The sequence below is a fragment of the Flavobacterium jejuense genome, assembly GCF_006491595.2.
Classification (GTDB): domain Bacteria; phylum Bacteroidota; class Bacteroidia; order Flavobacteriales; family Flavobacteriaceae; genus Flavobacterium; species Flavobacterium jejuense.
In genome coordinates, this window is record NZ_VEVQ02000018.1 from 35605 (window position 1) to 59900 (window position 24296).

Consider the following 24296-nt stretch of genomic DNA (forward strand, 5'->3'; position numbering starts at 1 on the left):
ATTTTAATTGTGGGAGGTTTTTCTTTTTTAACTAGTAGTTTATAACGATTATTACAATTAAAAAAAGAACAAAATGGCAAATCATAAATCTGCTTTAAAAAGAATTAGAAGTAACGAGAAGAAAAGAGTGTTAAATAGATACCAACACAAAACGACTCGTAATGCTATCAAAGCTATTCGTTTAGCTACAGATAAGACCGAAGCTTCTGCAAAATTAGCAACTGTAATTTCTATGATTGATAAATTAGCTAAGAAAAATATTATTCATAATAATAAAGCTTCTAATTTAAAATCTAAATTAACTAAACATGTTGCGGCATTATAATTATCAATTATAATTCTAAAAAGATATAAAGCTCTCAATTTGAGGGCTTTTTTGTATATCATATTATTTATGGATAGTGTTTTATCCAAAAAAAAACCTTACTTTTGCACCTTCAAAAAAATAGTTAAATGACATCTATTAGAAACATCGCAATTATTGCACACGTTGACCACGGTAAGACTACATTGGTTGACAAAATTATGTATCACTGCCAATTATTTCGTGAAAACGAAAACACAGGTGATTTGATCCTGGATAACAACGACCTAGAGCGTGAAAGAGGAATTACTATTACCTCTAAAAACGTATCGGTAACGTATAAGGGTACAAAAATCAATATTATTGATACTCCTGGTCACGCGGATTTTGGTGGAGAAGTGGAACGTGTATTAAATATGGCTGATGGTGTTTGTCTTTTAGTAGATGCTTTTGAAGGACCTATGCCTCAAACAAGATTTGTGTTACAGAAAGCTATTGATTTAGGATTAAAACCATGCGTTGTAATCAATAAAGTAGATAAAGAGAATTGCACACCTGAAGAAGTTCATGAAAAAGTTTTCGATTTGATGTTTGAATTAGGTGCAACCGAAGAACAATTGGATTTTCCAACGGTTTATGGTTCTGCAAAAAATAATTGGATGTCAGATGATTTTAGAAATCAAACTGAAAATATAGAGCCTTTATTAGATATGGTTTTGGCTAATGTGCCTGCACCAAAAGTATCAGAAGGAACTCCTCAAATGTTAATCACATCATTAGACTTTTCAAGTTTTACTGGACGTATCGCAATTGGTCGTTTAGAAAGAGGTGTTTTAAGAGAAGGTATGCCAATCTCTTTGGTTAAAAGAGATGGTAAAGTAATCAAATCAAGAATTAAAGAATTACATACTTTTGAAGGTTTAGGACGTAGAAAAGTTGAAGAAGTTATTGCTGGAGATATCTGTGCAATTGTAGGTGTTGAAGGTTTTGAAATTGGTGATACTATTGCTGATTTTGAAAACCCTGAGGCTTTACAAACTATTGCTATTGATGAGCCTACAATGAGCATGTTGTTTACAATTAATGATTCTCCTTTCTTTGGTAAAGAAGGTAAATTTGTTACTTCAAGACACATTAGAGATAGACTGACTAAAGAATTAGAGAAAAACCTTGCGATGAAAGTTGGTGAAACTGATTCTGCTGATAAATTTATGGTTTTTGGACGTGGAGTTCTTCACTTATCTGTTCTTATTGAGACAATGAGAAGAGAAGGCTATGAATTGCAAATTGGTCAACCACAAGTAATTATCAAAGAAATTGATGGTGTTAAATGTGAGCCAATTGAAGAACTAACAATTGATTTACCTGAAAACCTTTCTGGTAGAGCGGTAGAATTTGTTTCTATACGTAAAGGAGAAATGTTAAGTATGGAAGGTAAAGGAGAAAGAATGATTGTAAAATTCAACATTCCTTCTCGTGGGATTATAGGCTTACGTAATCAATTATTAACTGCTACAGCTGGTGAAGCTATCATGGCACACCGTTTTATTGGGTACGAACCGTTTAAAGGTGAAATTCCTGGAAGAAATAGTGGTTCTTTAATCTCTATGGAAAACGGAAAAGCAATTCCTTATTCAATTGATAAATTACAAGATAGAGGAAAATTCTTTGTTGACCCTAACGAAGATATATATGAAGGTCAGGTTATTGGAGAGAATACACGTAGTGATGATATGGTTGTTAATGTTACTAAGACAAAAAAATTATCAAACGTACGCTCTTCTGGTGCTGATGATAAAGCAAGGATTATTCCTGCGATAAAGTTCTCTTTGGAGGAAGCTTTAGAGTATATTCAAAAAGATGAATATGTTGAAGTTACACCTAAATCGCTACGTTTACGTAAGATTTATTTAAATGAGAATGATAGAAAACGTTTTAAAATGTAATTAAATTATAAACTGCCTTGAGAAAGGCAGTTTTTTTATATTAATGATTATGAAAGTTAAATTAAAATTTGGCATTGGTCAATTACTTTTTGGAATGAAGCAAAAAGAGGTAGAAGAAATTTATGGTAAACCTAGCAAGCAATATGAAGATGAGGAAGATAATGTTGTATATGTTTACAACGACCATAAAATGAGATTGACTTTTTATGAAGAAGAAGAATTGAGATTGGGGTATATTACTTCTTCAAATGATCAATTGGAATTATTTGACTCTAAAGTGATAGGTAAATCATGGGATGAAATACAAAATTTACTGGTACAAAATAAATTATCTAATTTTGAAACTGAAATAGTTGATGGTACTGAAAATTATTTTTTTGAAGATAATTGGTTATTTGTAAATGTAGATTATGGTTTAGTATTCAAAATTGAACTTGGGGCTGTTTTTAACAATCAAGACGAGTTTGATTGGAAATTTTGATAGAAGGAGAAGGAGAAGAATAAAAAGCAAAGTCATATTTTAATTAAAATATGACTTTGCTTTTTAATGTAATATGATTTGTTAGTTTTGGCTAATGTTGTGTTCTTCAAGAATTTTATTAAACTCTGATAAATTATTCTTTTTCTTGTATTCAGTATAAATCATTTGAATTATTTTTTCAGCATCAGACCTGTAAGGTGATTTTTTTTGAATATAGAGTAAATAGGCTTTACACATATTATCTAATCCTTTTTCTAAATTATTTAAATTTTGAAAATAAATTACACCTATTCCGTAAAAGACTTCTGGATTATCGGGTTGAATATCTCCTAGTTTTTCATAAGCTTTAATTGCTTTCTTATATTCTTTTTTATAAATATATGCTACACCTATATTTTGTAAAGGCATTAATCCGTAAGGGTCTATTTTTAATGATTTTTCATAAGCATTTATAGCTTCATCGTAATTGTTTAATTTCCTATAACAAATTCCCATATTATCATAAGCAAAAGCAAAATCAGAATCTACTGCAACTGCTTTTTTGTAGTAGTTAATTGCACTTTTATAATCTTCTGTTTTTGTAGCATCTAATCCTTTATTATAGTATTCTAATGCTAAGTTGTTTGAAGATAGAGAGTTGTGGTTTACTTTGTCATTTATGGATATTTTAGACTTAATAGAGGTACAGTTGTCGACTATATCTCTTTCTAGCTCATAATAAGCTTCTTTGTATTCTTTTGAGTTAGGATCTGGATTGATTAAAATATTTATATCTTTTTTTTCTTCTTTTTTCTTCTTTTTATCTAAATCAATTTCAATATCAGCCATTTGAATTCCAAACTGATATACGGAGACTTGTTTGTCTATACAATTATTAATTTCAGAGGCTAAACTGTCTTTTATTTTATTAAAAGTATCAATTGAATCAATACATTTACATGCGTTTTGAGATAACTCTTTTAAGAAATTTTCTTTGTTAAATTTGAATGTATTTTTCTTCTCTTTTTCTTGACCAAAAATTGATTGGACAATTAAAAGTCCCAAAATGATGAATCGATTTGTTTTCATATTAAAAAGTATTAATGAAAATAAATTTAGAATTTAAAAATGAAACAAAAAAATTATTCAATAACCATTTCTTTTAATTGACTTCTGTATTTTTCAAGAATCATTGTTTTATGGATGAATCCGATGAAAGAACCATTTTTAAATACAGGTAATACTGAAGTGTCAGTTTTTTCAAATTTATCCAAAACATTTTCTATTGTTTCATTGTGTAAAATAATTTCCTTTGGAGCCTGCATGATTTCATGTGTGGAAGTATATTTAACTTTGAAAGCTGAAAAAATAATAGATCGAATTTTGGTATCATCTAAATAAATCAAGCCTAAAAAATCCTTTTTTTCATTAAAAACAGGAAATACAAAGTCATCGGAATATTTAATTGTTTCAACAAAATTTTCTAAAGAATTTGATTCTTGAATTGACTTATAATTGGTCAGAATGAAATTTGTAATATGTAATGAGGTTAGAATGTTTTTATCTTTATCATTTGTAAAAACTTCTCCTTTATCTGCTAAATGTTTTATATCGAAAGAATAAGGTTCGAATCTTTTTGAAATAGCGAAACTAACTGATGATACAATCATTAGAGGAACCATAAGATTATATCCACTTGTTATCTCTGCAATTAAGAAAATAGCAGTTAAAGGCGCATGAAATAGACCGCTTAAAACACCAGCCATTCCTACTAAAGTAAAATTACTTACCGATAGATGTTTTGTTACTCCTAATAGATTAGAAAGTTTTGCAATAAAAAAACCCAAATAAGATCCTACAAATAAAGAAGGTGCAAAATTCCCACCATTTCCGCCTGAACCTAGTGTTAGACCAGTTGCGTAAACTTTAATCATCATAGTAATTCCAACAAAAAAGAGAAGTATCCAACTGTTAGATTTATAATTACTCAATAGTGTGTTTTCTAAAATGTTTTCAGGATTTGCGTTAGCTAAAGTTTTAATACTTTCATATCCTTCACCAAATAAAGATGGGAACAAAAAAATCAAGATTGCTAGAATTGAAGCTCCATATAAAGCTCTTTTGTAATTACCCATTTTTAGATTAGCAAAATGATGTTCTACTTTTCTGAAAATTCTTGAATAATAAATAGACATGAAACCAGATAGAAGTCCTAAGATAATATATTGAGGTATATTATGATAATCAAAAGCTTCTCCTTGCTTAAAAACTAATAAAATATCTTCGTTTAAAATTATAGTTGATACTAGTGCACCAGTTGCCGCACTAATCATAATAGGAATAAATGCTGTAATACTTATTTCTGCTAAAACTACCTCTATAGCAAAAAGAACTCCAGCTATAGGAGCATTAAATGCAGCAGCAATTCCTGAAGCGACTCCACAGGCTAACAATAGGGATCTGTCTTTATAGGTTAATCTGTAATTTTGAGCGTAATTACTTCCAAAAGCGGCACCAGTAACTGTAATAGGTGATTCTAATCCTGCACTTCCACCTAAACCTACAGTAAAAGAGCTAGTTAGTATTTGGGAGTACATTTGTTTTACAGGCATTATTCCTCCTTTTTTAGCAACTGCATACATGATGTGTGAGGTTCCTTTTTGTATTGAGCCGTCTAATAGTTTTTTAACAATTACAACCGTTACAAGAATACCAATTATTGGTAATATACTGTTACTGTAAGGTAAATGAAGCGAGTTATTAAGATTTTGAGCAAATTTATAGACTAAGTGCGCAAATGCTTTTAATAAAATTACTGCTAAAGCAGAGGATGTACTCACTAAAACACAAGAAAAATAAATAAATTGCCTAGGTGTAAGTAAAGATTTCAGAATAAAAACTAATCGTTCTAATCGTTTAAAGCCTTTGCTTACTAATTGAATAATTGATTTCTTCTTCTTCGTAGACATTACAAAATTTAAAATTTCTGCGAAGTTAGGGTTTAATTAAAAAATACGCTAATCATTCATTATTTTTTCTGATGCCATTTGTTGAATATCTTCAAAAAATAAGATAAATTCTTTTTCAAAATCATCATAAAACAATTGTAATTCTTCAATTGCATATTGCATTTTTGATTTGAATTTAGTGCGATAATCCATTTGATATAAAATGGTTCCTATTCCTTCAATACTTTCATAACTTAGTAACCAATTTTGTTTTACCATATTGGGATACATTTTTTGAATTTTTAAAGTCAATTTATCAAAGTTAGTATCCAGTAAATGATAAAAATTTGATACATATTGGTTTAGTGGTACAGAAGAATAAGTATTCCAGTTTTTTGCTAAAAAATGGTCATAAAAAATATCCATTATTACACCAGAATAATGACCATATTTTTCATGAAGACGATGCTTACTTTTTCTGAAAACAGGATGCATGTCAGTAAATGAATCAATTGCTCGGTGAAGTAGGATGCCTTTTTTTATCTCTTTTGGGAAATTATTATAACTATCACCTTTAATGCCATCGGCCATAAAATTCCCTATTTTTATATAGTCATTGTCACCGGAAAGATAAATATGAGCAAGGAAATTCATTGTGTAAGTATTAGAGTTTGTAGTATGTTGTTAAATACCATTTGTAATAGGTATCGTAAATATAGTAAAATTTGTTAAGTTTTTTTTTAACTCACAACTTCCTATCTTTGTTTTTCTAAATAATAACATAATATGACCTTAATAAAATCAATATCCGGAATTCGTGGTACAATTGGAGGAAAAGTGGGAGATAATCTTACTCCAGTTGATGCTGTAAAATTTGCTTCGGCTTATGGAACATTTCTAAAAAATAATAGTGAAAAAGAAAAATTAAAAGTTGTAATAGGAAGAGATGCACGAATTTCTGGACCAATGATTCATAATTTAGTTCAAAATACTTTGATTGGTTTAGGAATTGATATTATTGATTTAGGATTGTCTACTACGCCAACAGTTGAGATTGCTGTACCCTTAGAAAAAGCTGATGGAGGAATTATACTAACTGCTTCTCATAATCCAAAACAATGGAATGCGTTAAAATTATTGAATAGTAAAGGCGAATTTTTAAGTGGTAATGATGGAGCCAAAATTTTAGAAATTGCAGAAACAGAAGCTTTTAATTTTTCTGATGTGGATAGTTTAGGAGAGGTAACTGATAATTCTTCTTATATGGATATTCACATAGATGAGGTTTTAGGTTTATCTCTAGTAAATGCTGATGCTGTAAAAGCAAGAAATTTTAAAGTTGTAGTAGATGGAGTTAACTCTTCTGGTGGAATTGTAATTCCTGATTTATTGGAACAAATGGGAGTTGAAGTTGTTAAATTATATTGTGAACCTAATGGTCATTTTCCACATAATCCAGAGCCTTTGAAAGAACATTTAGGAGATATCTGTAAATTGGTGGTTGAAGAGAAAGCTGATTTAGGTATTGTAGTAGATCCCGATGTGGACCGATTGGCTTTTATATCGAATGATGGTGAAATGTTTGGAGAAGAATATACACTAGTTGCGGTAGCTGATTATGTCTTAGGAAGAACCAAAGGGAATACGGTTTCTAATATGTCCTCTTCTAGAGCATTAAGAGATATTACAGTGAAGCATGGAGGAACATACCAAGCGAGTGCTGTGGGTGAAGTGAATGTAGTTACTTTAATGAAAGAAACGAATGCAGTTATTGGTGGTGAGGGTAATGGAGGTATTATTTATCCTGAAAGTCATTATGGTAGAGATAGTTTAGTTGGAGTAGCTTTGTTTTTAACACATTTAGCTAATTTAGATATGACTGTTGCTCAATTAAGAGCGAGTTATCCCCAATATTTCATGAGTAAAAATAAAATTGAACTGACTCCTCAAATTGATGTTGATTTAATATTGAAAGCAATGACTGAAAAGTACGAAAAAGAGGATATATCAACAATTGATGGAGTTAAAATAGATTTTCCAACTGAATGGGTACATTTAAGAAAATCAAACACAGAACCAATTATTCGTATTTATACAGAAGCATCAACTCAAAAAGGAGCTGATGTTTTAGCAGAACGATTTGTCAATGAATTGAAAGACATTGCAGGGATATAAATTTTTTTAAATACATTTTATAAAGAGTATCTTTGTTAAAAAACGGAGATGCTTTTTTCTTTTATAATACCAGTTTATAATCGTCCAGATGAAATAGACGAATTATTGCAAAGTCTAACTCTTTTTGACTTTGACGATTCCTTTGAAGTAGTAGTTGTTGAAGATGGTTCTACAATACCTTGTCATGCTATTATTGATAAATATATAGGATTATTAGATATAGCTTATTATTTTAAGCCTAATTCAGGACCAGGTAATTCTCGTAATTTTGGTATGCAAAAGGCAAAGGGAGATTACTTTATAATTTTAGATTCTGATTGTATACTTCCTGAAGAATATTTAAAAGTAATTTCCTATTCTTTAAAGAACAATTTTGTAGACTGTTTTGGTGGACCAGATAAAGCTTTGGATACTTTTTCTACTATTCAAAAAGCAATTAATTTTTCAATGACTTCTTTTTTGACTACAGGTGGAATAAGAGGAGGAAGTGAAAAAGTGGATAAGTTTCAGCCTAGAAGTTTTAATATGGGATTGTCTAAGGAGGCTTTTGAAGTTTCTAAAGGGTTTGGTAATATTCATCCAGGAGAAGATCCAGATTTGTCAATTAGATTATGGGAATTAGGCTTTTCAACAAAACTTATAAAAGAAGGTTATGTTTATCATAAAAGAAGAATCGATTGGAAAAAATTTTACACTCAAGTAAATAAATTTGGTAAAGCAAGACCTATTTTAAATTTATGGTACCCAAAATATGCTAAGATGACGTTTTGGTTTCCATCTTTATTTCTATTAGGTTTTATTTTTAGTTGTTTTTTAGTTGTTTTTTCAATTCCTTATCTGTTTTTCTTTTTTTTAATCTACTTTGGAATGATTTTTGTAAGTTCATTATTACAAAATAAAAGTGTTGAAATAGCGTTTTATTCTATAGTAGCTACTAGTATTCAATTTTATGGATATGGTATTGGGTTTTTAAAGTCTTTTATTAATTTGTTTGTATTAAAAAGACAGCCAGAGAAAGCACATCCTGAACTATTTTTTTAAAAGGAATATGACTAAAATTATTGGATTAACAGGAGGAATTGGTAGTGGAAAAAGCACTGTTGCAAAACATATTGCTTCTAAAGGTATACCAGTTTATATAGCTGATGATGAAGCAAAAAAGATAATGACTAAGAAAAGTGTCATTCAAGAAATTCAAAACCTTTTCGAAGAAAATATAATCTTAGAAGATGGTCAATTAGATAGAAAAAAAATAGCTTCTATAGTTTTTCAGGCTCCTAGTTTGTTAAAGAAACTTAATGAAGTAGTACATCCAAAAGTTAAAAAACATTTTGAAGAATGGCTTAAAAAACATAAAGATGCTCCATTTATAGTAAAAGAAGTAGCAATTTTATTTGAAACTGGAGGAAATTTAGATTGTGATAAAGTTATTCTCGTTACAACACCTGACGATATTAAGATTAATAGGGTTATGCAGAGAGATAATGTGAATAGGGAAGAAGTAATAAAAAGAATGAAAAATCAACTTTCTGATGCTGAAAAGTCAAAGAAAAGTGATTTTGTTGTAACAAATGTTAAAATAGAGGACACATTAATAGCAATTGATGAAATTCTTAATTTTTTAAAAATATCGTAAAAAATGCCACGAATGTTAATCTTTGGTTAATGTTTTAATGGGCTAAATGTTAAAATACTAATTTTGTATTGATGAATAAGAAGAGGTTTCGATTATTGGTTTTCTTAATGAGTGTATCTCTTATTGGGATAATTTTAGTACAATTATACTGGATAAATACTTCATTAAAGAAAAGTGAGGAAGAGTTTAAGCTTCATGTTCAACAAGTTATTGGTCATGTTGCAGAGAATATTAATGATAAAGAACTTTATTCTTTTTACAAAAAATACTATAAAATTAGGGATAGTATTGGTAAAGAACCAGAAACAAAAACTTTAAAAGAGTTTTTCTTCATGGAGCGTAATAAGAAAACGAATGAGACCATTATTTATACAAGTTCATTAGTTTCTCAAGATTATGGAATTAATGGTTCGTTCTTTGATAAAAACGCAGATACAATTAAAGTGGGTAATATTTTATCCAATAGAAAAACAGAAATTTATGCAGGTACAGCATTAGATAATAGTTCTGTAGAGCTAAATAGAAAACCAGATGTAACTATTGAGAAGAAGGGTAGTTTGTCTTCAATAGATAAAGCTAATTATCAACTGTTATTTAGAGATATTGTTTCTCAAAGGCCTATACAAGATAGAATTAGTAGAGAAGAATTAGATAAATATTTAAAGAACGAGTTAGACAAATATCAAATAAAAACACCATATGAATATGCAATTTATAGTAACGGTTTAGCTACTAAAATTCGTTCGGAAGGGTTTAAATATGATAAAAAAGCAACTTATGGTATTCCTGTTTTTCAGGATAATGAAGGAATGAGTCAGTATCAATTATTGGTAACATTTCCACAAAAGAGTAAATTCTTTTTTTCATCAATATTAGGAATTACAATGTTGTCTATTTTATTTACTTTAATTATAGTATTAACATTTTCAAGTGCATTAAATCAGTTGATTACTCAGAAACAAATTTCAGAGATAAAAACCGATTTTATTAATAATATGACTCATGAATTTAAGACGCCTATTGCTACAATTAATTTAGCTTTAGATGCAATTAAGAATCCAAAAATTATTGACGACAAAGAGAAGGTACAGCGTTATCTTCAAATGATAAAAGATGAAAATAAGAGAATGCATGCACAAGTTGAAAATGTATTGCGTATTTCAAAATTAGAGAAGAAAGAATTAGATATATCAAAAGAACCAACAGACGTTTTAGATATTATTGATGATGCAATTGAGCACATAAGTTTAATAATAGAAGATAGAGCTGGTAAAATAACTAAGCATATAGAGGCTAAAAGAGTTACCATTTTATTAAATGAAGTTCATTTTACTAATGTTTTAGTTAATATACTCGATAATGCTGTTAAGTATTCTTCAGGAGCTCCTGTAATAGATATTTATGTAGAGAATATTAAAGATTATATAATTATAAAAGTAAAAGATCAAGGAGCTGGAATGAGTAAAATAGCTCAAAAAAGAGTATTTGAAAAATTTTATAGAGAGCATACAGGAGATTTACATAATGTTAAAGGTCATGGTCTAGGTTTGGCTTATGTAAAGCAAATTGTCGATGACCATAACGGACAAATATTCGTAGAGAGTGAAAAAGGAAAGGGTAGTGTTTTTATATTAAAAATGCCCTTAATAAATTAAAGAAATATGGAAGCAAGAAAAATTTTATTAGTTGAAGATGACCCAAATTTCGGTGCAATACTGAAAGATTATTTGATCATTAATGATTTTGATGTAACCTTGGCCAAAAATGGTATGGAAGGTTTTGAAAAATTTAAAAAAGACATTTATGATTTATGTATTTTAGATGTTATGATGCCATACAAAGATGGATATACTTTAGCTAGAGAAATTCGTGAGAAAAATCAAGAAGTGCCTATTATTTTCTTGACTGCAAAAACGTTGAAAGAAGATGTTTTAAAAGGGTATAAAGTAGGTGCAGATGATTATTTGAATAAGCCGTTTGATTCTGAAGTTTTATTAATGAAAATAAAAGCAATTATTCAGAGAAAAGCTTCTGAGGTTAAACCAGATAATACTAAATTTGAATTTGAAATTGGTAAATTTCATTTAAATTCAAAACTACGCTTTTTGTCTTTTCAAAATGAAGAGCCAGTTAAATTATCTCCTAAAGAATGTGAACTTTTGAAAATGTTAGCTTTGCATGAAAATGATTTAATGCCACGTGAATTGGCTTTAACAAAAATTTGGAGAGATGATAATTACTTTACTTCTAGAAGTATGGATGTTTATATTGCTAAATTAAGAAAGTACATGAAGCGTGATGAAAACGTTGAAATACTTAATATTCATGGTGAAGGATTTAGATTAGTAGTTAAAAAATAATATTATTTATATAATAGATTAATATAGTTACTACCAAAAAGCTTCGAGAAATTCGAAGCTTTTTTATTTTTTATTTTTTTGTACTCATTTATTAACTCAATATATCTCCAAGCATATTAGAAGATAGAGGTTTTGAAATATAATCTTTTACTAAATAATGATCTTTAGCCTTATTAATATCATCATGATGATTAGAAGAGGAAAGCATATATAACTTAATTGTTGTAGCATGACTTTCAAATTCTTGTTGAAACTCTTCTAAAAAATCCCAACCACTTTTTATAGGCATAAAAATATCAACAAAAATAACATCAGGAAACCAGTAATTTTTGTTTTCCCTTAAAAATGTAATGGCATCAGTAACACTACTAACAGTTTTAACTTCTAAGGGAGCATTGCTTTGTTCAATTAGTTTTCTATTAAAGAAGTTAGTTACTTGGTCATCATCTATTAATAGTATTTTTTTGGTCATATAGAAATCTTTTAGTTAGTATAATATAAAATGTTGTGCCATTTTCATTCTGTTTTTTTACATGTTCTATGTTGGCATGAATAGAATGAGCTAATAATTTAGCCATGTATAAACCTACACCGTTTCCATCAATATTTTTATGACCTCTTTGGTATAGTTTAAATATTCTTTTTTCATAATGTTCTGGCAATCCATCACCATTATCTTTTATAATAATTAAAGTTTCATGGTTTCGTATATCTAAATCAATATCAATAATAAGTAAACGTTCTTGAGGCCTATATTTAATAGAATTTTCAATTAATATACTAATAATTTCTTTTAAAACACTTCTATGACTGAAAATTTCCTCTTTGCTTTTAAAATTTAAGTTAACTGTTATGTCATTTTTTTCTAAAATGGTTTTAAACTGAAGTAAAACAGATTCAAAAAAACTAGTCAATTCAATTTTTTCATACTCACTAATATATTTTATTTCTTGATGGTTTAAAATTTTAGTAATATCGTTTACTGTATTTTCAATTTTATAAGAAGTACTTTTTAGTTTTTCAAATGTCCATTTTTTTTGGGATTCATCTAACGAATTGTCTTGGTAATAATCTAACAACATGGACATATTTATGGAAGATGCTCTTAGTTGATGTGAAGTCATATATGAAAAATTACTCATATGTTCATTAATTCTTTGTAGCTCTTTAGATAATGAATTTAATAGTAAATTGTATTTTTTTTGCTTTCTAATAATAAAAATTAGAAAAATTATTAAAAGGATTAAAGAGGTTATTAAAAATAATGCTGTATTGATAACTTCTTTATGTTTACTGTAAAAGGACTTTGGTTTAAAATACAAAATAGACTCTTTTGGTAAATCCTTTTTATTGATGTTGTATTTTTCAAGTTGATTAAAGTCAAAGCGAGGCAAATACTCTGTTTGCAGTTTTGGAGTTATTGTATTAATTCTTTTCCCTCTAAGAACTTCTAAAGCAATTTTTGAAACTTCTATACCATGTGTATAAGGATCATTTATATAACCACCTGTTGCTCCATAGCCAATTAATAATGTTCCCCACATTCCATAAATAGGAATTTTAGACTTTTTTGACCAATTTGGTAAATCTTTGTGATAGGAAAAGTATTTTCCATTTTTATCTTGATGAATTGCTAATAAAAAATAAGCAGAATTAGGTTCAATACTTTCAGACTCATCCAGTAGCTCATCATATGAGAAATTATCTTTAATACTAATTTTAATCTCTTTATTTGACCATTCTTTTATTTGTTTTTTAGCTTGCAAAGACATTTCTTTACCTTGAGTAGTTTGATCACTTAAGATATAAATTGTTGTTGCTTTTGGATAGGTTTGAGCAATTAAATCGAGGTTTTCTAAAACTGGTAAACCTTCAAAAATCCCAGTAAATTGTTCATTGTCTAATTGGTCTAATTTTGCTAAGTCATTTATACCTCCAAAAACAACCGGACTATTTTGAAAAATAACGTTCTTTTGGCTCATTAAAAACTCTAACGCATAATCGTCTGAAGAGATAATAAGATCAAATTTTATGTTTGCATATTTTTGTTTGTAAAAAGTAACTAATGACTCAAAATACAATTGATTATCAATCATATGTCTTCCATCAAGATATTCAATATATAAACCTTCCTCTTCAAGAAATTTATTTAATTCATCTGAAACTGCATTAGTAAAATTATCAGTCCAAGCATATTGAGGATGATAAGAATTTAGTAGAAGTACTTTTTTATCTTTAAAAATTTGAGCATTTATACTAAAGCACGAAAATAAAAAAGCAAACCATAAAACCAGATGTAGATTTTTAGTTTTTTTTTTGATAGCTATCTGTAATTTTCTATTCAAATTTATAATGATAAATTAGTTCTAAAAATCAATTTAAAGAATTGTGTTTCTAAAATATTGGAATTACATATAAAAGTATGAAAAATGTTTAATAGTATTGCTAATTTTTTAAGAAATCACTTAGTAATGGCTTTTGTTTGAATTAATTTTAAAGTAAATATTACTTCCACTTAATTTGTAAAGCGTAAGCATTTTTGTGTTCTTTGGTGATACTATAAATTGAATATTCGTTATTTTCTAATTTGTGAATGTCTGCTTGGTCGTTTAAATTTAATTCTCTCATGAAGTTGATGTCTAATGTGTCAACTTCTTGATTTAGTAGTTTTTTAGTATCTTCTAAATCAAGGCACCATTCCATATATTTTACGTTGTTTACATGATTTACTACATCTAAATCTGATAAAACAACTTTTTGTGAACCAATTATAGATGCATTATCATCAATGTCAATTTTATTTGTTGGCTTTATTGTCGCATCAATTTGAAATTTTTCAAAATGATTGTGCGGCAATGCTAATGCATCTGGTCTCCTAGTTTTTGTATTGATAACGGCCCAATACGTTTCGCATCCTACTATTTTTTCTCCTTTTAAATGCATTTCCATGCAACGAATCGAGCGCGAATTTTCTAAGGTTTTTACCCAAGTTTTAACAGTAACCGTATCTCTCCATTTTGGTAATTTATCAATTTCTAATCGCATTCTACTCATTACCCAAGCTTGATGGTGTTCTTGCATATCGGTAAAACTAATTCCTCCTAAATCGGCATGATTTCCAGCAGTAATTTGTAATAAATTGCACAAATCGGTGTATTTTAAATAGCCATTTGGATAACAATGTAAAAAATTAATTTCATATTCATGTTCATAAATGGAAGTGAAGTTGGTAGCAACTGGCATTTTATAATTTCGATTTTATATAGTTAATTATTTCTTGTGTGTTTTCTTGGTAATCAAACCATTTTGTGTTTTCTGTTCTTTTAAACCAAGTAATTTGTCTTTTTGAAAAACGTCTGGTATTTTTCTTAATTTCTTCAATAGCAAAGTCTAAAGTTGTTTTGTCTTCAAGGTAATCAAATAATTCGCGATAACCAACCGTTTGCAGGGCATTTAAATCCTTATTTTTGAATACGGATTTTACTTCATCAAGTAGACCTTCATTCATCATGATGTCCACTCTTTGATTGATCCTATTGTACATTATTTCTCTATCGGCTTCTAGTCCAATAATAATAGGTGTGAAGTTTCTTTTGTTTTTTCGTTTGCCAATAAAACTTGAATACGGTTTTCCTGTTCCTAAACAAACTTCTACAAAACGTTTCATGCGTTGTGGATTTTGAAGCGTTTGCGGATTTTCAGTAGTTAATTTTTGATGATAGTCAAAATCTAAAGCCTGTAATTGTTCTTGTAAATAGTGTATTCCTTTATCTTCATATGCAGAATTTATCTCTTCTCTTACAGAAGAATCAATATCAGGAAACTCATCAAAGCCTTTCAAAACAGCATCAACATATAAACCAGAACCACCCACCAGTATCTGGAGAGGATTTTCTTTGAAGAGTGTATCTAATGTTTTTAATGCTTCTTCTTCAAAATCACCAACAGAATACTTTTCAAAAATGGATTTATTTTGGATAAAATGATGTTTTACAGCTGCTAATTCCTCTTCATTTGGAACGGCTGTACCAATTTTCATTTCTTTAAAAAACTGACGACTATCGCATGAAATAATATCACAATTGAAATGTTGCGCTAGTTTGATACTTAAAGCAGTTTTTCCAATTGCGGTTGGTCCTATTATGGTGATGAGGTAGTTTTCCAAAGTATTCTAGTTTAATCTTGTTTAAAAAGGTTAATTTTATTTTTTAGCCCTGATGGGAATGACATCCTTTTTTTGCGAGTAATAGATTTTTAATCTTTTGGTCTTTTTCTTCGCAAAAAAAGATATAGTGGACAGCAGGAAATAGCTCCAAATTAATCATCTAATAAATTATTTCCACAATTGTGACAAAATTTAGCATTTTCTTGATGGTCTTCTGCTCCACAATCTGCACATGGATTTTTTTCAATGATGGCTAATTTTTGATCTGCTTTTGCTAATTCAGCGGAAACAATTCCTGTTGGTACAGCAATTACTCCATAACCAAGAATCATAACTAAAGAAGCTAAAAACTGTCCTAAAGGTGTTACTGGTGAAATATCTCCATAACCTACAGTTGTAAGAGTTACAATGGTCCAATAAATACTTGTTGGAATACTAGTAAAACCATTTTCTCTACCTTCCACAACATACATAATTGAGCCTATAAGAACCGTACTAATTAAAACAAAATAAATAAAGACTAAAATTTTTCCTTTACTAGCAATCATAGCATCTCTTAATTGAGTGGATTGCCCTGTAAATTTAGGATGATTTAAGACTTTGAAAAGTCTTAATAAACGTAATGATCTAACAATTGAAAGTACTCCTGAACCAGCAAAAACCTGTGCTAAATACATGGGTAAAGTAGCAATTAAATCAATAATTCCATAAAAACTAAAAATATATTTTAAAGGTTTGTTTATGGAAATAATTCGCAGTAAATACTCAATGGTAAAGAAGATGGTAATTCCCCACTCTAAACCTATTCTAATATCATGAAATGTAGTATTTTCCTCAAAACTTTTAACCGTTTCCATCATGGTTAAGAGAATGCTTAAAACAATTACTCCTAATAAGACCAAATCAAAGGCTTTTCCTGCAAAGGTATTTGTGCCATAAATAACAATGTAGGTTTTCTTTCTGAATTTTTGAAAAGCGTTTTTTTCTTTACTCATGATGCAAATTTAAAAATTAAAAAGGAATCACTTTCATCACTTTGTGTTTGCGCAAATAGCCTTGAATGATGTTTTTAGTATCTCGGTTATTTTGCATTGGAATGATTATTTTTTTTAGAATATCTAAATTAGTAATTTGATAATTTAAATCATAGAAACAGTATCCTTTATAAATACCATTTTCAATTAAAATAGCACTTCTTTCATCATGAGTTCTTCCTCTATCTATAACAATCATGTTGTTATTTGCAAAGGTATTTTCATCTATAAATTGATTGATACGTTTGTTGTATTCTTCTGGATTCTCCTTGTCTATGCAAGCTCCGTAACATTGTTTAATATCATATTGAAAACAGCTTTTTTTGGTATCATATAAACCGTTTATTTTCTGACAGAGATTGTATTTTTCTGTAATTTTAAAAAGGGTGTTTTTCCCTTCTAAAGCTGAAGTAAAAGAAGTGATTTCTTTTTTTCTACCATCTGCTTTTTGTACTTTAAGACTTAGATATCCTTTTTCATTTTTCTCAGCATACAAAGCCCAATTAAACAAGGTTTTACGCTGCGCTCTATTGTATATAGGTTTATTAATTTTAATTTCTTCACTTTCTTTCAAAAGTGCAATGAGTTCACTTCCAGTTTCTTCATAAGTTACTGTGTATACATCTCGCTGTATTTTTTTACTTTTCTGATTCGTTCCAGTAAAATGTTGGTTGACTCTTTTTTTAATGTTTTTACTTTTGCCAATGTAAATTAAGTCTCCTTTTTCATTATGAATGTAATAAATTCCTGTTTTAGAAGGCACAGATTCTACGATATCTAAAAGTTTTGGAGACATTCCTGCTTTAATTTCCGTTTTGATATAACTTTTTACAATTTCTTTTCCAGAATCTTTTGAAAGTAATAGTTTAAACAATTTTACAGTAGCCATAGCATCACCACTTGCTCTATGTCTGTCTGCAATTGGGATTCCAAGTGAACGAACCAGTTTGCCTAAACTATAGGAAGGTTGCTCAGGAATTAGTTTTTTGGACAATTCAACGGTACAGAGTGTAGGCTTTTTAAAAGTATATCCTAAGCGTCTAAATTCAGTACTTAAAATTCTATAATCGAAAGAGGCATTATGAGCAACTATGATGCAACCTTCAGTTATTTCAATGATGCGTTTAGCAACTTCGTAAAACTTTGGTGCAGAACGTAACATCGCATTATTGATACCTGTTAGTTTCACTACAAAAGGTTGTATTGGTTTTTCTGGATTTACAAGGCTAATAAATTGGTCGATTACTTCATGACCATCGTATTTATAAACGGCAATTTCAGTAATTCCTTCCTCATTGTATTGACCACCAGTGGTTTCTATGTCGAGTATACAGTACAAATTAAGTATTTAGTGTTCAGTTGTTAGTATTCAGTATTTAAAAATTGACATATCGTCTTATTGACTTATTGATAATTTCGGTTTCCAAATATACTACTTCCAATTCGAACCATTGTACTTCCGCATGAAATTGCTAATTCATAATCACCAGACATTCCCATAGATAGTGTATTCATTTGAGAGTGTTCAGTGTTTAGTTTATCAAAAATAGATTTTAAACGTAGAAATTCTTTTTTTATTTGATTTTGGTCTTCTGTAAAGGTTGCCATTCCCATCAAACCAATAATTTTAATATTTTTTAATTCGTTTTTGTCTAGTTTTAGGTGATCCAAAATTTCATTTAGTTCCGATTCATCTAAACCGAATTTAGTATCTTCTTCAGCAATATGCATTTGAAGCAAGCAATTGATTACTCTGTTGTTTTTAGCAGCTTGCTTGTTAATCTCTTTTAGCAATTTAAAACTATCCACACCATGAACTAAATTCACATAAGGAGCCATGTATTTCACCTTATTGGTTTGAACATGACCAATCATGTGCCATTCAATATCTTTTGGCATGGCTTCATACTTATCTGTCATTTCTTGGATTTTATTTTCTCCAAAAATACGTTGACCAGCATCATAAGCTTCCATTAAATTGGCCACCGGTTTTGTTTTGGAAACCGCTACTAATGTAACTTGTTCAGGAAGTGATGATTTTATTTGGGTAAGGTTATTTGCTATTGACATTTTATATAGTTAAAGTTTATTTTAAAAAATATTTTAATAGAAAAAATTTATCTATATTTGAATTTTAAAATATAATTTATGACTGATTTTACAAAATACGGAGGATTTGAAAAACATGGTGAAAATTTATTTGATGAATTTAGTAATAAATTTGAATTAGTTTTAGGGTTTTATGAAAATTTATTTAGCAATAATATTAAAATTGAACTTGTTCATGAATCACTCAATTTAAAAATGACTTACGGTAATATTAATTATAGTGTTAATACAAAAAAATGGTTTGTTTTCTACAATAATAAACTTGTTGGTGATGTTTGTTCAATATTTGACAAGTTTGGTGATTATTATCAAATTGACTATAATTACAATTCATAAACAATCAATCCACTTCTAAATTTAGGTTCAATATACGTACTTTTTGGAGGCATAATCAAATTGTTATCGGCTAATGCTTTTATTTCTGAAATATCAGAAGGGTAGAGCATAAAACCTACTTCAAATTCACCTTCATCTACAATTTGTTTGATAGAGGTGATAGATTGCTTTCCAGAAATATAATCGATACGTTCGTCATTGCGTAAATCTTCAATGCCTAAGATAGGAAATAATACTTTGTTATATAAAATTTGAGCATCTAAATTATTCAAAATAGATGAAGTACCTGAAACTTCTTCAATTGTGTGTTTGTAAAATAAAGCATAAAAAACACCGTCTAAATACATCCCAAATTCAAACTTGTTTTCAGGTTTCCATAACTCTTGATCTTTACATTTGATAATGAAATTGTCGGCTAATTTTTCTAGAAAGGCTTCTTTGGAATGATGGTTTAAATCGCGAACCATTCTATTAAATTCATAAATTTTCACATTACTTTCAGCAATTAAAAAACTCATGAAATAATTCAAATTGGAGTTACCTAAATGTTTGTCTTGTTCGAACAAAACTTCGGCAGAAGCAGAACGATGATGGCCATCTGCAATGTATAAATTAGGAATGTTTTCGAAATGTTCTTGCAACCAATCAATATCACTTTGTGTATCAATTTTCCAAAGGGTATGTTTTTCTTTGGTTGTGGTCGAAAAAGAATAAATGGGTTCGCTTTGTTTTTTTAATAGTAACCAAGTATTAATTTCAACACTATCAGGATAAGTTATTAAAACAGGTTCAGTATTAAATTGAGTTTGGTGCAAATAATCTTTGAACAATTCTACGCGATATTGTAAAGTGTCTTCGTGTTTTTTGATTACGTCATTTTGGTAATCTTCTACTGAAGTTCCTGCAATAATACCAGTAAAAGTCTGTTTTTTTGTTTGGATTTCGTAAACATAAAAAACAGCTTTTTCTTCTTGGATAAAAATTCCATCTGTTTTGAAATCTTTGTACTTTAAAGCTACTCCTTTGAAACGTTTGTCCCAACTGATTTTCTGCGAATGTGCATAAGCTGGATTAATAACATGCAAAAAAGAATACGGATTAAAGTTCAACCAAGCGGCAAGCTCAGCCTGACTATAATCGTCGTAATTTCTACAGGTTACTAAACCAATTTTATCAGGAGCAGGACGAACTGCTTTAAAAGGGATTATTTTTGACATTTTTGAGTGATTAGTAATTAGTGATTAGTAACTAGCTTTTCACTAATTACTAATCACTAATTACTTTATTTGCTAAATTGTTTAGAAACTTTCTCTGCTTTTTTACTTGCTGCATAATCATAAAAACCTTCACCAGATTTTACTCCTAATTTTCCAGCCATTACCATATTGACTAATAAAGGACACGGTGCATATTTTGGGTTTTTAAAACCATTATACATTACGTTTAAGATAGAAAGACATACATCAAGACCTATGAAATCCGCTAATTGTAAAGGTCCCATTGGGTGCGCCATTCCAAGTTTCATTACAGTGTCAATTTCTGCTACGCCTGCAACACCATTGAATAAAGTTTCAATAGCTTCATTAATCATTGGCATTAAAATACGATTGGCAACAAAACCAGGATAATCGTTCACTTCTGTTGGGGTTTTTCCTAATTTTACAGATAAATCCATAATAATTTTGGTTACTTCATTTGATGTTGAATAACCACGGATAATTTCAACCAACTTCATAATTGGGACAGGATTCATAAAATGCATTCCAATTACTCTTTCAGGATGAACCACTTGCGCAGCAATTTGAGTGATTGAAATTGATGATGTATTGGTCGCCAAAATGACATTATGATCGCAAATGTCACTTAATTGCTTGAATATTTTTAGTTTCAAGTCCACATTTTCAGTGGCAGCTTCTACAACTAAATCACAACCTACAACACCATCTTTAGTATCTGTGTAAGTAATGATATTACTGATAGTTTTTAATTTATCCTCTTCTGTGATACTTCCTTTGGTAACCATTCTGTCTAAGTTTTTAGCAATGGTTGTCATGCCTCTTTCAATGGCTTGTTCAGAGATGTCAATAAGTTTAACAGTAAATCCAGATTGAGCAAAGGTATGAGCAATTCCGTTCCCCATTGTTCCAGATCCTATAACAGCTATTTGTTTCATTGTATTTTTTTAGATTTTTTGGTATAGAATATAAATAGTAATATACCTATCATTAATATAAATTCGATTATTTTCTTTCCAAGAGTTTATTACTAAGCTAACTAGAAGTATTCCACTAATTACTTCAGTTATAGTCGATACTATCTTAAAAAATGATTTTACTTTTTCAGATAATTTACTATTAAAGTAAATAATTAACTGGTAAATCATTCCAAGAAATAAACACAAGGCTATTGAGATAATTATAAAGATTAAAAGAAATCTTTCAATACTATTTTTGTTACTCAAGGCTTGTATCAAAAAGGTAATAGCATATAATAGAAAAATAATATACACTAATGGTTTTATCTTTTTGGTTAAAGCAATAGTTATAAAATCTTTTCTTGTCATTTATTACTATTTCATTTCCATTGAATCAATAATCATGTAAGCCACACGTAAAGCTTCCGTTCCATCTTCAAGAGTTACAATTGGAGAAGTGTTGTTATTGATGGCATCTGCAAAAGTTTCTAATTCTTCTAAAATGGCATTATTGGTATGTACCTGTGGATTATCAAAATAGATTTGCTTTTTAATGCCTTCTGCATTTTGTAAAATCATATCAAAATCACCTGGAATTTCTGGAGCATCTTTCATTTTCACTACTTCACAAATCTTTTCTAAATAATCTACTGAGATATAAGCATCTTTTTGGAAGAAACGAGACTTACGCATGTTTTTCATTGAAATTCGACTCGAAGTAACGTTAGCCACACAGCCATTTTCAAATTCTATCCTAGCATTGGCAATATCTGGAGAATCTGAAATAACAGCTACACCACTAGCATTAACTGATTTTACTTTCGATTTTACAACACTCAAGATGGCATCAATATCATGAATCATTAAGTCTAAAACTACAGGAACATCTGTTCCTCTTGGATTAAATTCGGCCAAACGATGCGTTTCAATAAACATCGGATTTTCAATTTTATCTTTTACTGCTTTAAATGCAGGATTAAATCTTTCTACATGACCTACTTGACCTTTTACATTATGTTTTTTGGCCAAAGTTATTATTTCTTCTGCCTCTTTAACTGTATTTGAAATGGGTTTTTCTAAGAAAACGTGTTTGCCTGCTTGTATGGCTTCTAAAGCACAATCATAATGAGAAAGAGTAGGGGTAACAATGTCTATTACATCTACAGCATTGATTAATTCTGCTATCGAATCAAACTTTTTATATCCAAATTCTGCTACAATTTTCTTTGCATTTTCTTCAAAAGGATCATAGAAGCCAACAAGTTCATATTTTGAAGATTGATTTAATAATCGTAAATGTATTTTTCCTAAATGACCAGCACCTAGAACACCAACTTTTAACATAATAAAGTATTTTCAACAAAAATACATATTTGTTTTAGTTTTGGGATTGTGTGTAGCATTTTTTTTGGAATTTGGAATTTGTTTTTTGAGTTTTTTACTTCTATTTTTACCAAAAACTAATAGCCTATAAATTGAAAGATACACCCAAACACCAAGGACTTAGAAATCAACTTGCTAAATTATTACAAGAAAAAGGAATTAGTGATAAAAATGTTTTAGAAGCGATTAAGAAAATTCCTCGACATTTGTTTTTAAATTCGAGTTTTGAAAATTTTGCTTATCAAGACAAGGCTTTTCCTATAGGAGCAGGGCAAACTATATCTCAACCTTACACAGTTGCTTTTCAAAGTCAGTTATTAGAAGTGAAAAAAGAGCATAAAATTTTAGAAATTGGAACTGGAAGTGGTTACCAAACAGCTGTTTTATGCACTATGGGAGCAAAAGTATATACGATTGAAAGGCAAAATGAGCTTTTTAAAACGACTTCTTTATTATTACCAAAATTAGGTATTCGACCGAAACATATTTCTTTTGGAGATGGTTATAAAGGCTTACCGCAATATGCTCCTTTTGATAGTATTATAGTAACTGCAGGAGCTCCATTTATTCCACAACCATTAATGGCTCAATTGAAAATAGGAGGTAAGTTAGTTATCCCTTTAGGAGAAGAAAATCAAATAATGACCATGTTGGTGAGAAAAAATGAGTCTCAATTTGAAAAACATGAGTTTGGTGAGTTCCGTTTTGTACCTTTGTTAGAAGATAAAAATTAAAAAGATTTTTTTATTCGATCCAAATCTCTTTTGGTATCTTTTTCTTTTAAAGATTCTCTTTTGTCATAATTTTTCTTTCCACGACACAAAGCAATATCAAGTTTAGCTAACCCTTTTTCATTGGTAAACATTCGTAAAGGAATTATAGTTAAACCTTTGTTATCACTATCTTTTTCTAGTTTTTTTAATTCTTTCTTATTGAGCAATAGTTTTCTTTCACTTTTAGCTTTATGATTGTAATGATTGCCATAAAGATATTCTTCAATGGTTGCATTAATTACAAAAAGTTCATTATTGTGAAATTCACAAAAACTTTCTGCTATTGAAGCTTTTCCTAATCGTATTGATTTTATTTCAGTTCCTGTCAAAACAATTCCAGCAGTGTACTTATCGATAATTTCGTAATCGAATTTTGCTCTTTTGTTAAGTATGTTAATCGTTTTTTGCATTGGATTGCAAATGTAGTTCAAAATATTAGAAATTGAAATATTTATGTAAAATAATGATTTTGC

At 29.2% G+C, this 24296-nt stretch carries 24 protein-coding genes; 10 read left to right on the forward strand and 14 right to left on the reverse strand.

Annotated elements, in window-relative coordinates; genetic code table 11:
- Positions 1-73: 73 nt before the first annotated feature.
- The 3 genes from rpsT to FIA58_RS19155 all read left to right on the forward strand — a co-directional run bounded on the left by rpsT (position 74) and on the right by FIA58_RS19155 (position 2731).
- Entirely contained in the window at positions 74-325 is a 252-nt protein-coding gene (rpsT, locus tag FIA58_RS19145) for a 30S ribosomal protein S20 (RefSeq protein ID WP_140964308.1), read from the forward strand.
- 128 nt (positions 326-453) lie between these two features.
- Positions 454-2250, forward strand: a complete 1797-nt coding sequence (gene typA, locus FIA58_RS19150; protein WP_140964309.1) for a translational GTPase TypA — start codon at positions 454-456, stop codon at positions 2248-2250.
- A gap of 49 nt (positions 2251-2299) precedes the next feature.
- Positions 2300-2731 (forward strand): hypothetical protein, encoded by a 432-nt coding sequence (locus FIA58_RS19155; protein ID WP_140964310.1) that lies wholly within the window; start codon positions 2300-2302, stop codon positions 2729-2731.
- Between the two features lie 81 nt (positions 2732-2812).
- On the opposite strand, the gene FIA58_RS19160 is transcribed toward FIA58_RS19155, so the two are convergent.
- Genes FIA58_RS19160 through FIA58_RS19170 form a run of 3 tightly spaced genes read right to left on the reverse strand, consistent with a single transcriptional unit; the run spans position 2813 to position 6312 of the window.
- On the reverse strand, positions 2813-3799 hold the full coding sequence (locus tag FIA58_RS19160; RefSeq protein ID WP_140964311.1) for a tetratricopeptide repeat protein: 987 nt from the start codon (positions 3797-3799) through the stop codon (positions 2813-2815).
- A gap of 53 nt (positions 3800-3852) precedes the next feature.
- Positions 3853-5679: a chloride channel protein gene (locus FIA58_RS19165; protein ID WP_140964312.1), complete on the reverse strand. Its 1827-nt coding sequence runs from the start codon at positions 5677-5679 to the stop codon at positions 3853-3855.
- 48 nt (positions 5680-5727) lie between these two features.
- Entirely contained in the window at positions 5728-6312 is a 585-nt protein-coding gene (locus FIA58_RS19170) for an acyl carrier protein phosphodiesterase (protein ID WP_140964313.1), read from the reverse strand.
- Positions 6313-6444: 132 nt separating this feature from the next.
- On the opposite strand from FIA58_RS19170, the gene glmM reads away from it, so the two are divergent.
- From glmM to FIA58_RS19195, 5 genes are all read left to right on the forward strand, one after another.
- Complete coding sequence (gene glmM / locus FIA58_RS19175; protein WP_140964314.1) at positions 6445-7833, forward strand: phosphoglucosamine mutase; 1389 nt, start codon at positions 6445-6447, stop codon at positions 7831-7833.
- A 48-nt stretch (positions 7834-7881) separates the two neighbouring features.
- The gene (locus tag FIA58_RS19180; RefSeq protein WP_140964315.1) at positions 7882-8874 is read left to right on the forward strand and encodes a glycosyltransferase; all 993 of its coding nucleotides are present in this window, start codon (positions 7882-7884) and stop codon (positions 8872-8874) included.
- 7 nt (positions 8875-8881) lie between these two features.
- Entirely contained in the window at positions 8882-9469 is a 588-nt protein-coding gene (gene coaE, locus FIA58_RS19185; protein ID WP_140964316.1) for a dephospho-CoA kinase, read from the forward strand.
- A gap of 71 nt (positions 9470-9540) precedes the next feature.
- Positions 9541-11124 (forward strand): sensor histidine kinase, encoded by a 1584-nt coding sequence (locus FIA58_RS19190; RefSeq protein WP_140964317.1) that lies wholly within the window; start codon positions 9541-9543, stop codon positions 11122-11124.
- A 6-nt stretch (positions 11125-11130) separates the two neighbouring features.
- Positions 11131-11829, forward strand: a complete 699-nt coding sequence (locus FIA58_RS19195) for a response regulator transcription factor (RefSeq protein ID WP_140964318.1) — start codon at positions 11131-11133, stop codon at positions 11827-11829.
- A 91-nt stretch (positions 11830-11920) separates the two neighbouring features.
- Here the strand turns inward: FIA58_RS19195 and FIA58_RS19200 are convergent, their stop codons facing one another.
- The 7 genes from FIA58_RS19200 to FIA58_RS19230 all read right to left on the reverse strand — a co-directional run bounded on the left by FIA58_RS19200 (position 11921) and on the right by FIA58_RS19230 (position 19098).
- On the reverse strand, positions 11921-12301 hold the full coding sequence (locus tag FIA58_RS19200; protein ID WP_140964319.1) for a response regulator: 381 nt from the start codon (positions 12299-12301) through the stop codon (positions 11921-11923).
- Positions 12273-14174 carry a sensor histidine kinase gene (locus FIA58_RS19205; RefSeq protein WP_140964320.1) on the reverse strand — a complete coding sequence of 634 codons (1902 nt, stop codon included), beginning with the start codon at positions 14172-14174 and terminating at the stop codon, positions 12273-12275. The genes FIA58_RS19200 and FIA58_RS19205 overlap by 29 nt, the downstream gene beginning before the upstream one ends.
- A 160-nt stretch (positions 14175-14334) precedes the next feature.
- On the reverse strand, positions 14335-15072 hold the full coding sequence (locus FIA58_RS19210; protein ID WP_140964321.1) for an acyl-[acyl-carrier-protein] thioesterase: 738 nt from the start codon (positions 15070-15072) through the stop codon (positions 14335-14337).
- Between the two features lies 1 nt (position 15073).
- A complete protein-coding gene (gene miaA, locus FIA58_RS19215) occupies positions 15074-15994 on the reverse strand; it encodes a tRNA (adenosine(37)-N6)-dimethylallyltransferase MiaA (RefSeq protein ID WP_140964322.1) in 921 nt (306 codons plus the stop codon).
- Positions 15995-16146: 152 nt separating this feature from the next.
- Positions 16147-16989, reverse strand: a complete 843-nt coding sequence (locus FIA58_RS19220) for an ion transporter (protein WP_140964323.1) — start codon at positions 16987-16989, stop codon at positions 16147-16149.
- Positions 16990-17005: 16 nt separating this feature from the next.
- The gene (locus tag FIA58_RS19225) at positions 17006-18367 is read right to left on the reverse strand and encodes an exonuclease domain-containing protein (RefSeq protein ID WP_140964324.1); all 1362 of its coding nucleotides are present in this window, start codon (positions 18365-18367) and stop codon (positions 17006-17008) included.
- 65 nt (positions 18368-18432) lie between these two features.
- Positions 18433-19098 carry a YggS family pyridoxal phosphate-dependent enzyme gene (locus FIA58_RS19230; protein WP_140964325.1) on the reverse strand — a complete coding sequence of 222 codons (666 nt, stop codon included), beginning with the start codon at positions 19096-19098 and terminating at the stop codon, positions 18433-18435.
- A gap of 78 nt (positions 19099-19176) precedes the next feature.
- On the opposite strand from FIA58_RS19230, the gene FIA58_RS19235 reads away from it, so the two are divergent.
- Complete coding sequence (locus FIA58_RS19235) at positions 19177-19473, forward strand: hypothetical protein (protein ID WP_140964326.1); 297 nt, start codon at positions 19177-19179, stop codon at positions 19471-19473.
- Here FIA58_RS19235 and FIA58_RS19240 read toward each other — a convergent pair.
- The 3 genes from FIA58_RS19240 to FIA58_RS19255 all read right to left on the reverse strand — a co-directional run bounded on the left by FIA58_RS19240 (position 19461) and on the right by FIA58_RS19255 (position 23011).
- The gene (locus tag FIA58_RS19240; RefSeq protein ID WP_140964327.1) at positions 19461-20690 is read right to left on the reverse strand and encodes a DUF1015 domain-containing protein; all 1230 of its coding nucleotides are present in this window, start codon (positions 20688-20690) and stop codon (positions 19461-19463) included. The two genes, FIA58_RS19235 and FIA58_RS19240, sit on opposite strands and share 13 nt — an antisense overlap.
- A 65-nt stretch (positions 20691-20755) precedes the next feature.
- On the reverse strand, positions 20756-21646 hold the full coding sequence (locus FIA58_RS19245) for a 3-hydroxyacyl-CoA dehydrogenase family protein (protein WP_140964328.1): 891 nt from the start codon (positions 21644-21646) through the stop codon (positions 20756-20758).
- 396 nt (positions 21647-22042) lie between these two features.
- Positions 22043-23011, reverse strand: a complete 969-nt coding sequence (locus FIA58_RS19255; protein WP_140964329.1) for a Gfo/Idh/MocA family protein — start codon at positions 23009-23011, stop codon at positions 22043-22045.
- Positions 23012-23142: 131 nt separating this feature from the next.
- Here FIA58_RS19255 and FIA58_RS19260 point away from each other — a divergent pair, with 131 nt between their 5' ends.
- Positions 23143-23784, forward strand: a complete 642-nt coding sequence (locus FIA58_RS19260; protein ID WP_140964330.1) for a protein-L-isoaspartate(D-aspartate) O-methyltransferase — start codon at positions 23143-23145, stop codon at positions 23782-23784.
- On the opposite strand, the gene smpB is transcribed toward FIA58_RS19260, so the two are convergent.
- Entirely contained in the window at positions 23781-24233 is a 453-nt protein-coding gene (gene smpB, locus FIA58_RS19265) for an SsrA-binding protein SmpB (protein WP_140964331.1), read from the reverse strand. The genes FIA58_RS19260 and smpB overlap by 4 nt on opposite strands.
- Positions 24234-24296 lie beyond the last annotated feature (63 nt).

Bases quoted from the DNA above. Each gene is read 5' to 3' on its own strand.
- FIA58_RS19220 (WP_140964323.1), bottom strand. From the start codon at position 16,989: ATGAGTAAAGAAAAAAACGCTTTTCAAAAATTCAGAAAGAAAACCTAC.
- smpB (WP_140964331.1), bottom strand. From the start codon at position 24,233: ATGCAAAAAACGATTAACATACTTAACAAAAGAGCAAAATTCGATTAC.
- FIA58_RS19195 (WP_140964318.1), top strand. From the start codon at position 11,131: ATGGAAGCAAGAAAAATTTTATTAGTTGAAGATGACCCAAATTTCGGT.
- rpsT (WP_140964308.1), top strand. From the start codon at position 74: ATGGCAAATCATAAATCTGCTTTAAAAAGAATTAGAAGTAACGAGAAG.
- typA (WP_140964309.1), top strand. From the start codon at position 454: ATGACATCTATTAGAAACATCGCAATTATTGCACACGTTGACCACGGT.
- FIA58_RS19240 (WP_140964327.1), bottom strand. From the start codon at position 20,690: ATGTCAAAAATAATCCCTTTTAAAGCAGTTCGTCCTGCTCCTGATAAA.
- FIA58_RS19170 (WP_140964313.1), bottom strand. From the start codon at position 6,312: ATGAATTTCCTTGCTCATATTTATCTTTCCGGTGACAATGACTATATA.
- FIA58_RS19160 (WP_140964311.1), bottom strand. From the start codon at position 3,799: ATGAAAACAAATCGATTCATCATTTTGGGACTTTTAATTGTCCAATCA.
- coaE (WP_140964316.1), top strand. From the start codon at position 8,882: ATGACTAAAATTATTGGATTAACAGGAGGAATTGGTAGTGGAAAAAGC.
- FIA58_RS19255 (WP_140964329.1), bottom strand. From the start codon at position 23,011: ATGTTAAAAGTTGGTGTTCTAGGTGCTGGTCATTTAGGAAAAATACAT.
- FIA58_RS19210 (WP_140964321.1), bottom strand. From the start codon at position 15,072: ATGCCAGTTGCTACCAACTTCACTTCCATTTATGAACATGAATATGAA.
- glmM (WP_140964314.1), top strand. From the start codon at position 6,445: ATGACCTTAATAAAATCAATATCCGGAATTCGTGGTACAATTGGAGGA.
- FIA58_RS19165 (WP_140964312.1), bottom strand. From the start codon at position 5,679: ATGTCTACGAAGAAGAAGAAATCAATTATTCAATTAGTAAGCAAAGGC.
- FIA58_RS19230 (WP_140964325.1), bottom strand. From the start codon at position 19,098: ATGTCAATAGCAAATAACCTTACCCAAATAAAATCATCACTTCCTGAA.
- FIA58_RS19245 (WP_140964328.1), bottom strand. From the start codon at position 21,646: ATGAAACAAATAGCTGTTATAGGATCTGGAACAATGGGGAACGGAATT.
- FIA58_RS19235 (WP_140964326.1), top strand. From the start codon at position 19,177: ATGACTGATTTTACAAAATACGGAGGATTTGAAAAACATGGTGAAAAT.
- FIA58_RS19155 (WP_140964310.1), top strand. From the start codon at position 2,300: ATGAAAGTTAAATTAAAATTTGGCATTGGTCAATTACTTTTTGGAATG.
- FIA58_RS19180 (WP_140964315.1), top strand. From the start codon at position 7,882: ATGCTTTTTTCTTTTATAATACCAGTTTATAATCGTCCAGATGAAATA.
- FIA58_RS19190 (WP_140964317.1), top strand. From the start codon at position 9,541: ATGAATAAGAAGAGGTTTCGATTATTGGTTTTCTTAATGAGTGTATCT.
- FIA58_RS19200 (WP_140964319.1), bottom strand. From the start codon at position 12,301: ATGACCAAAAAAATACTATTAATAGATGATGACCAAGTAACTAACTTC.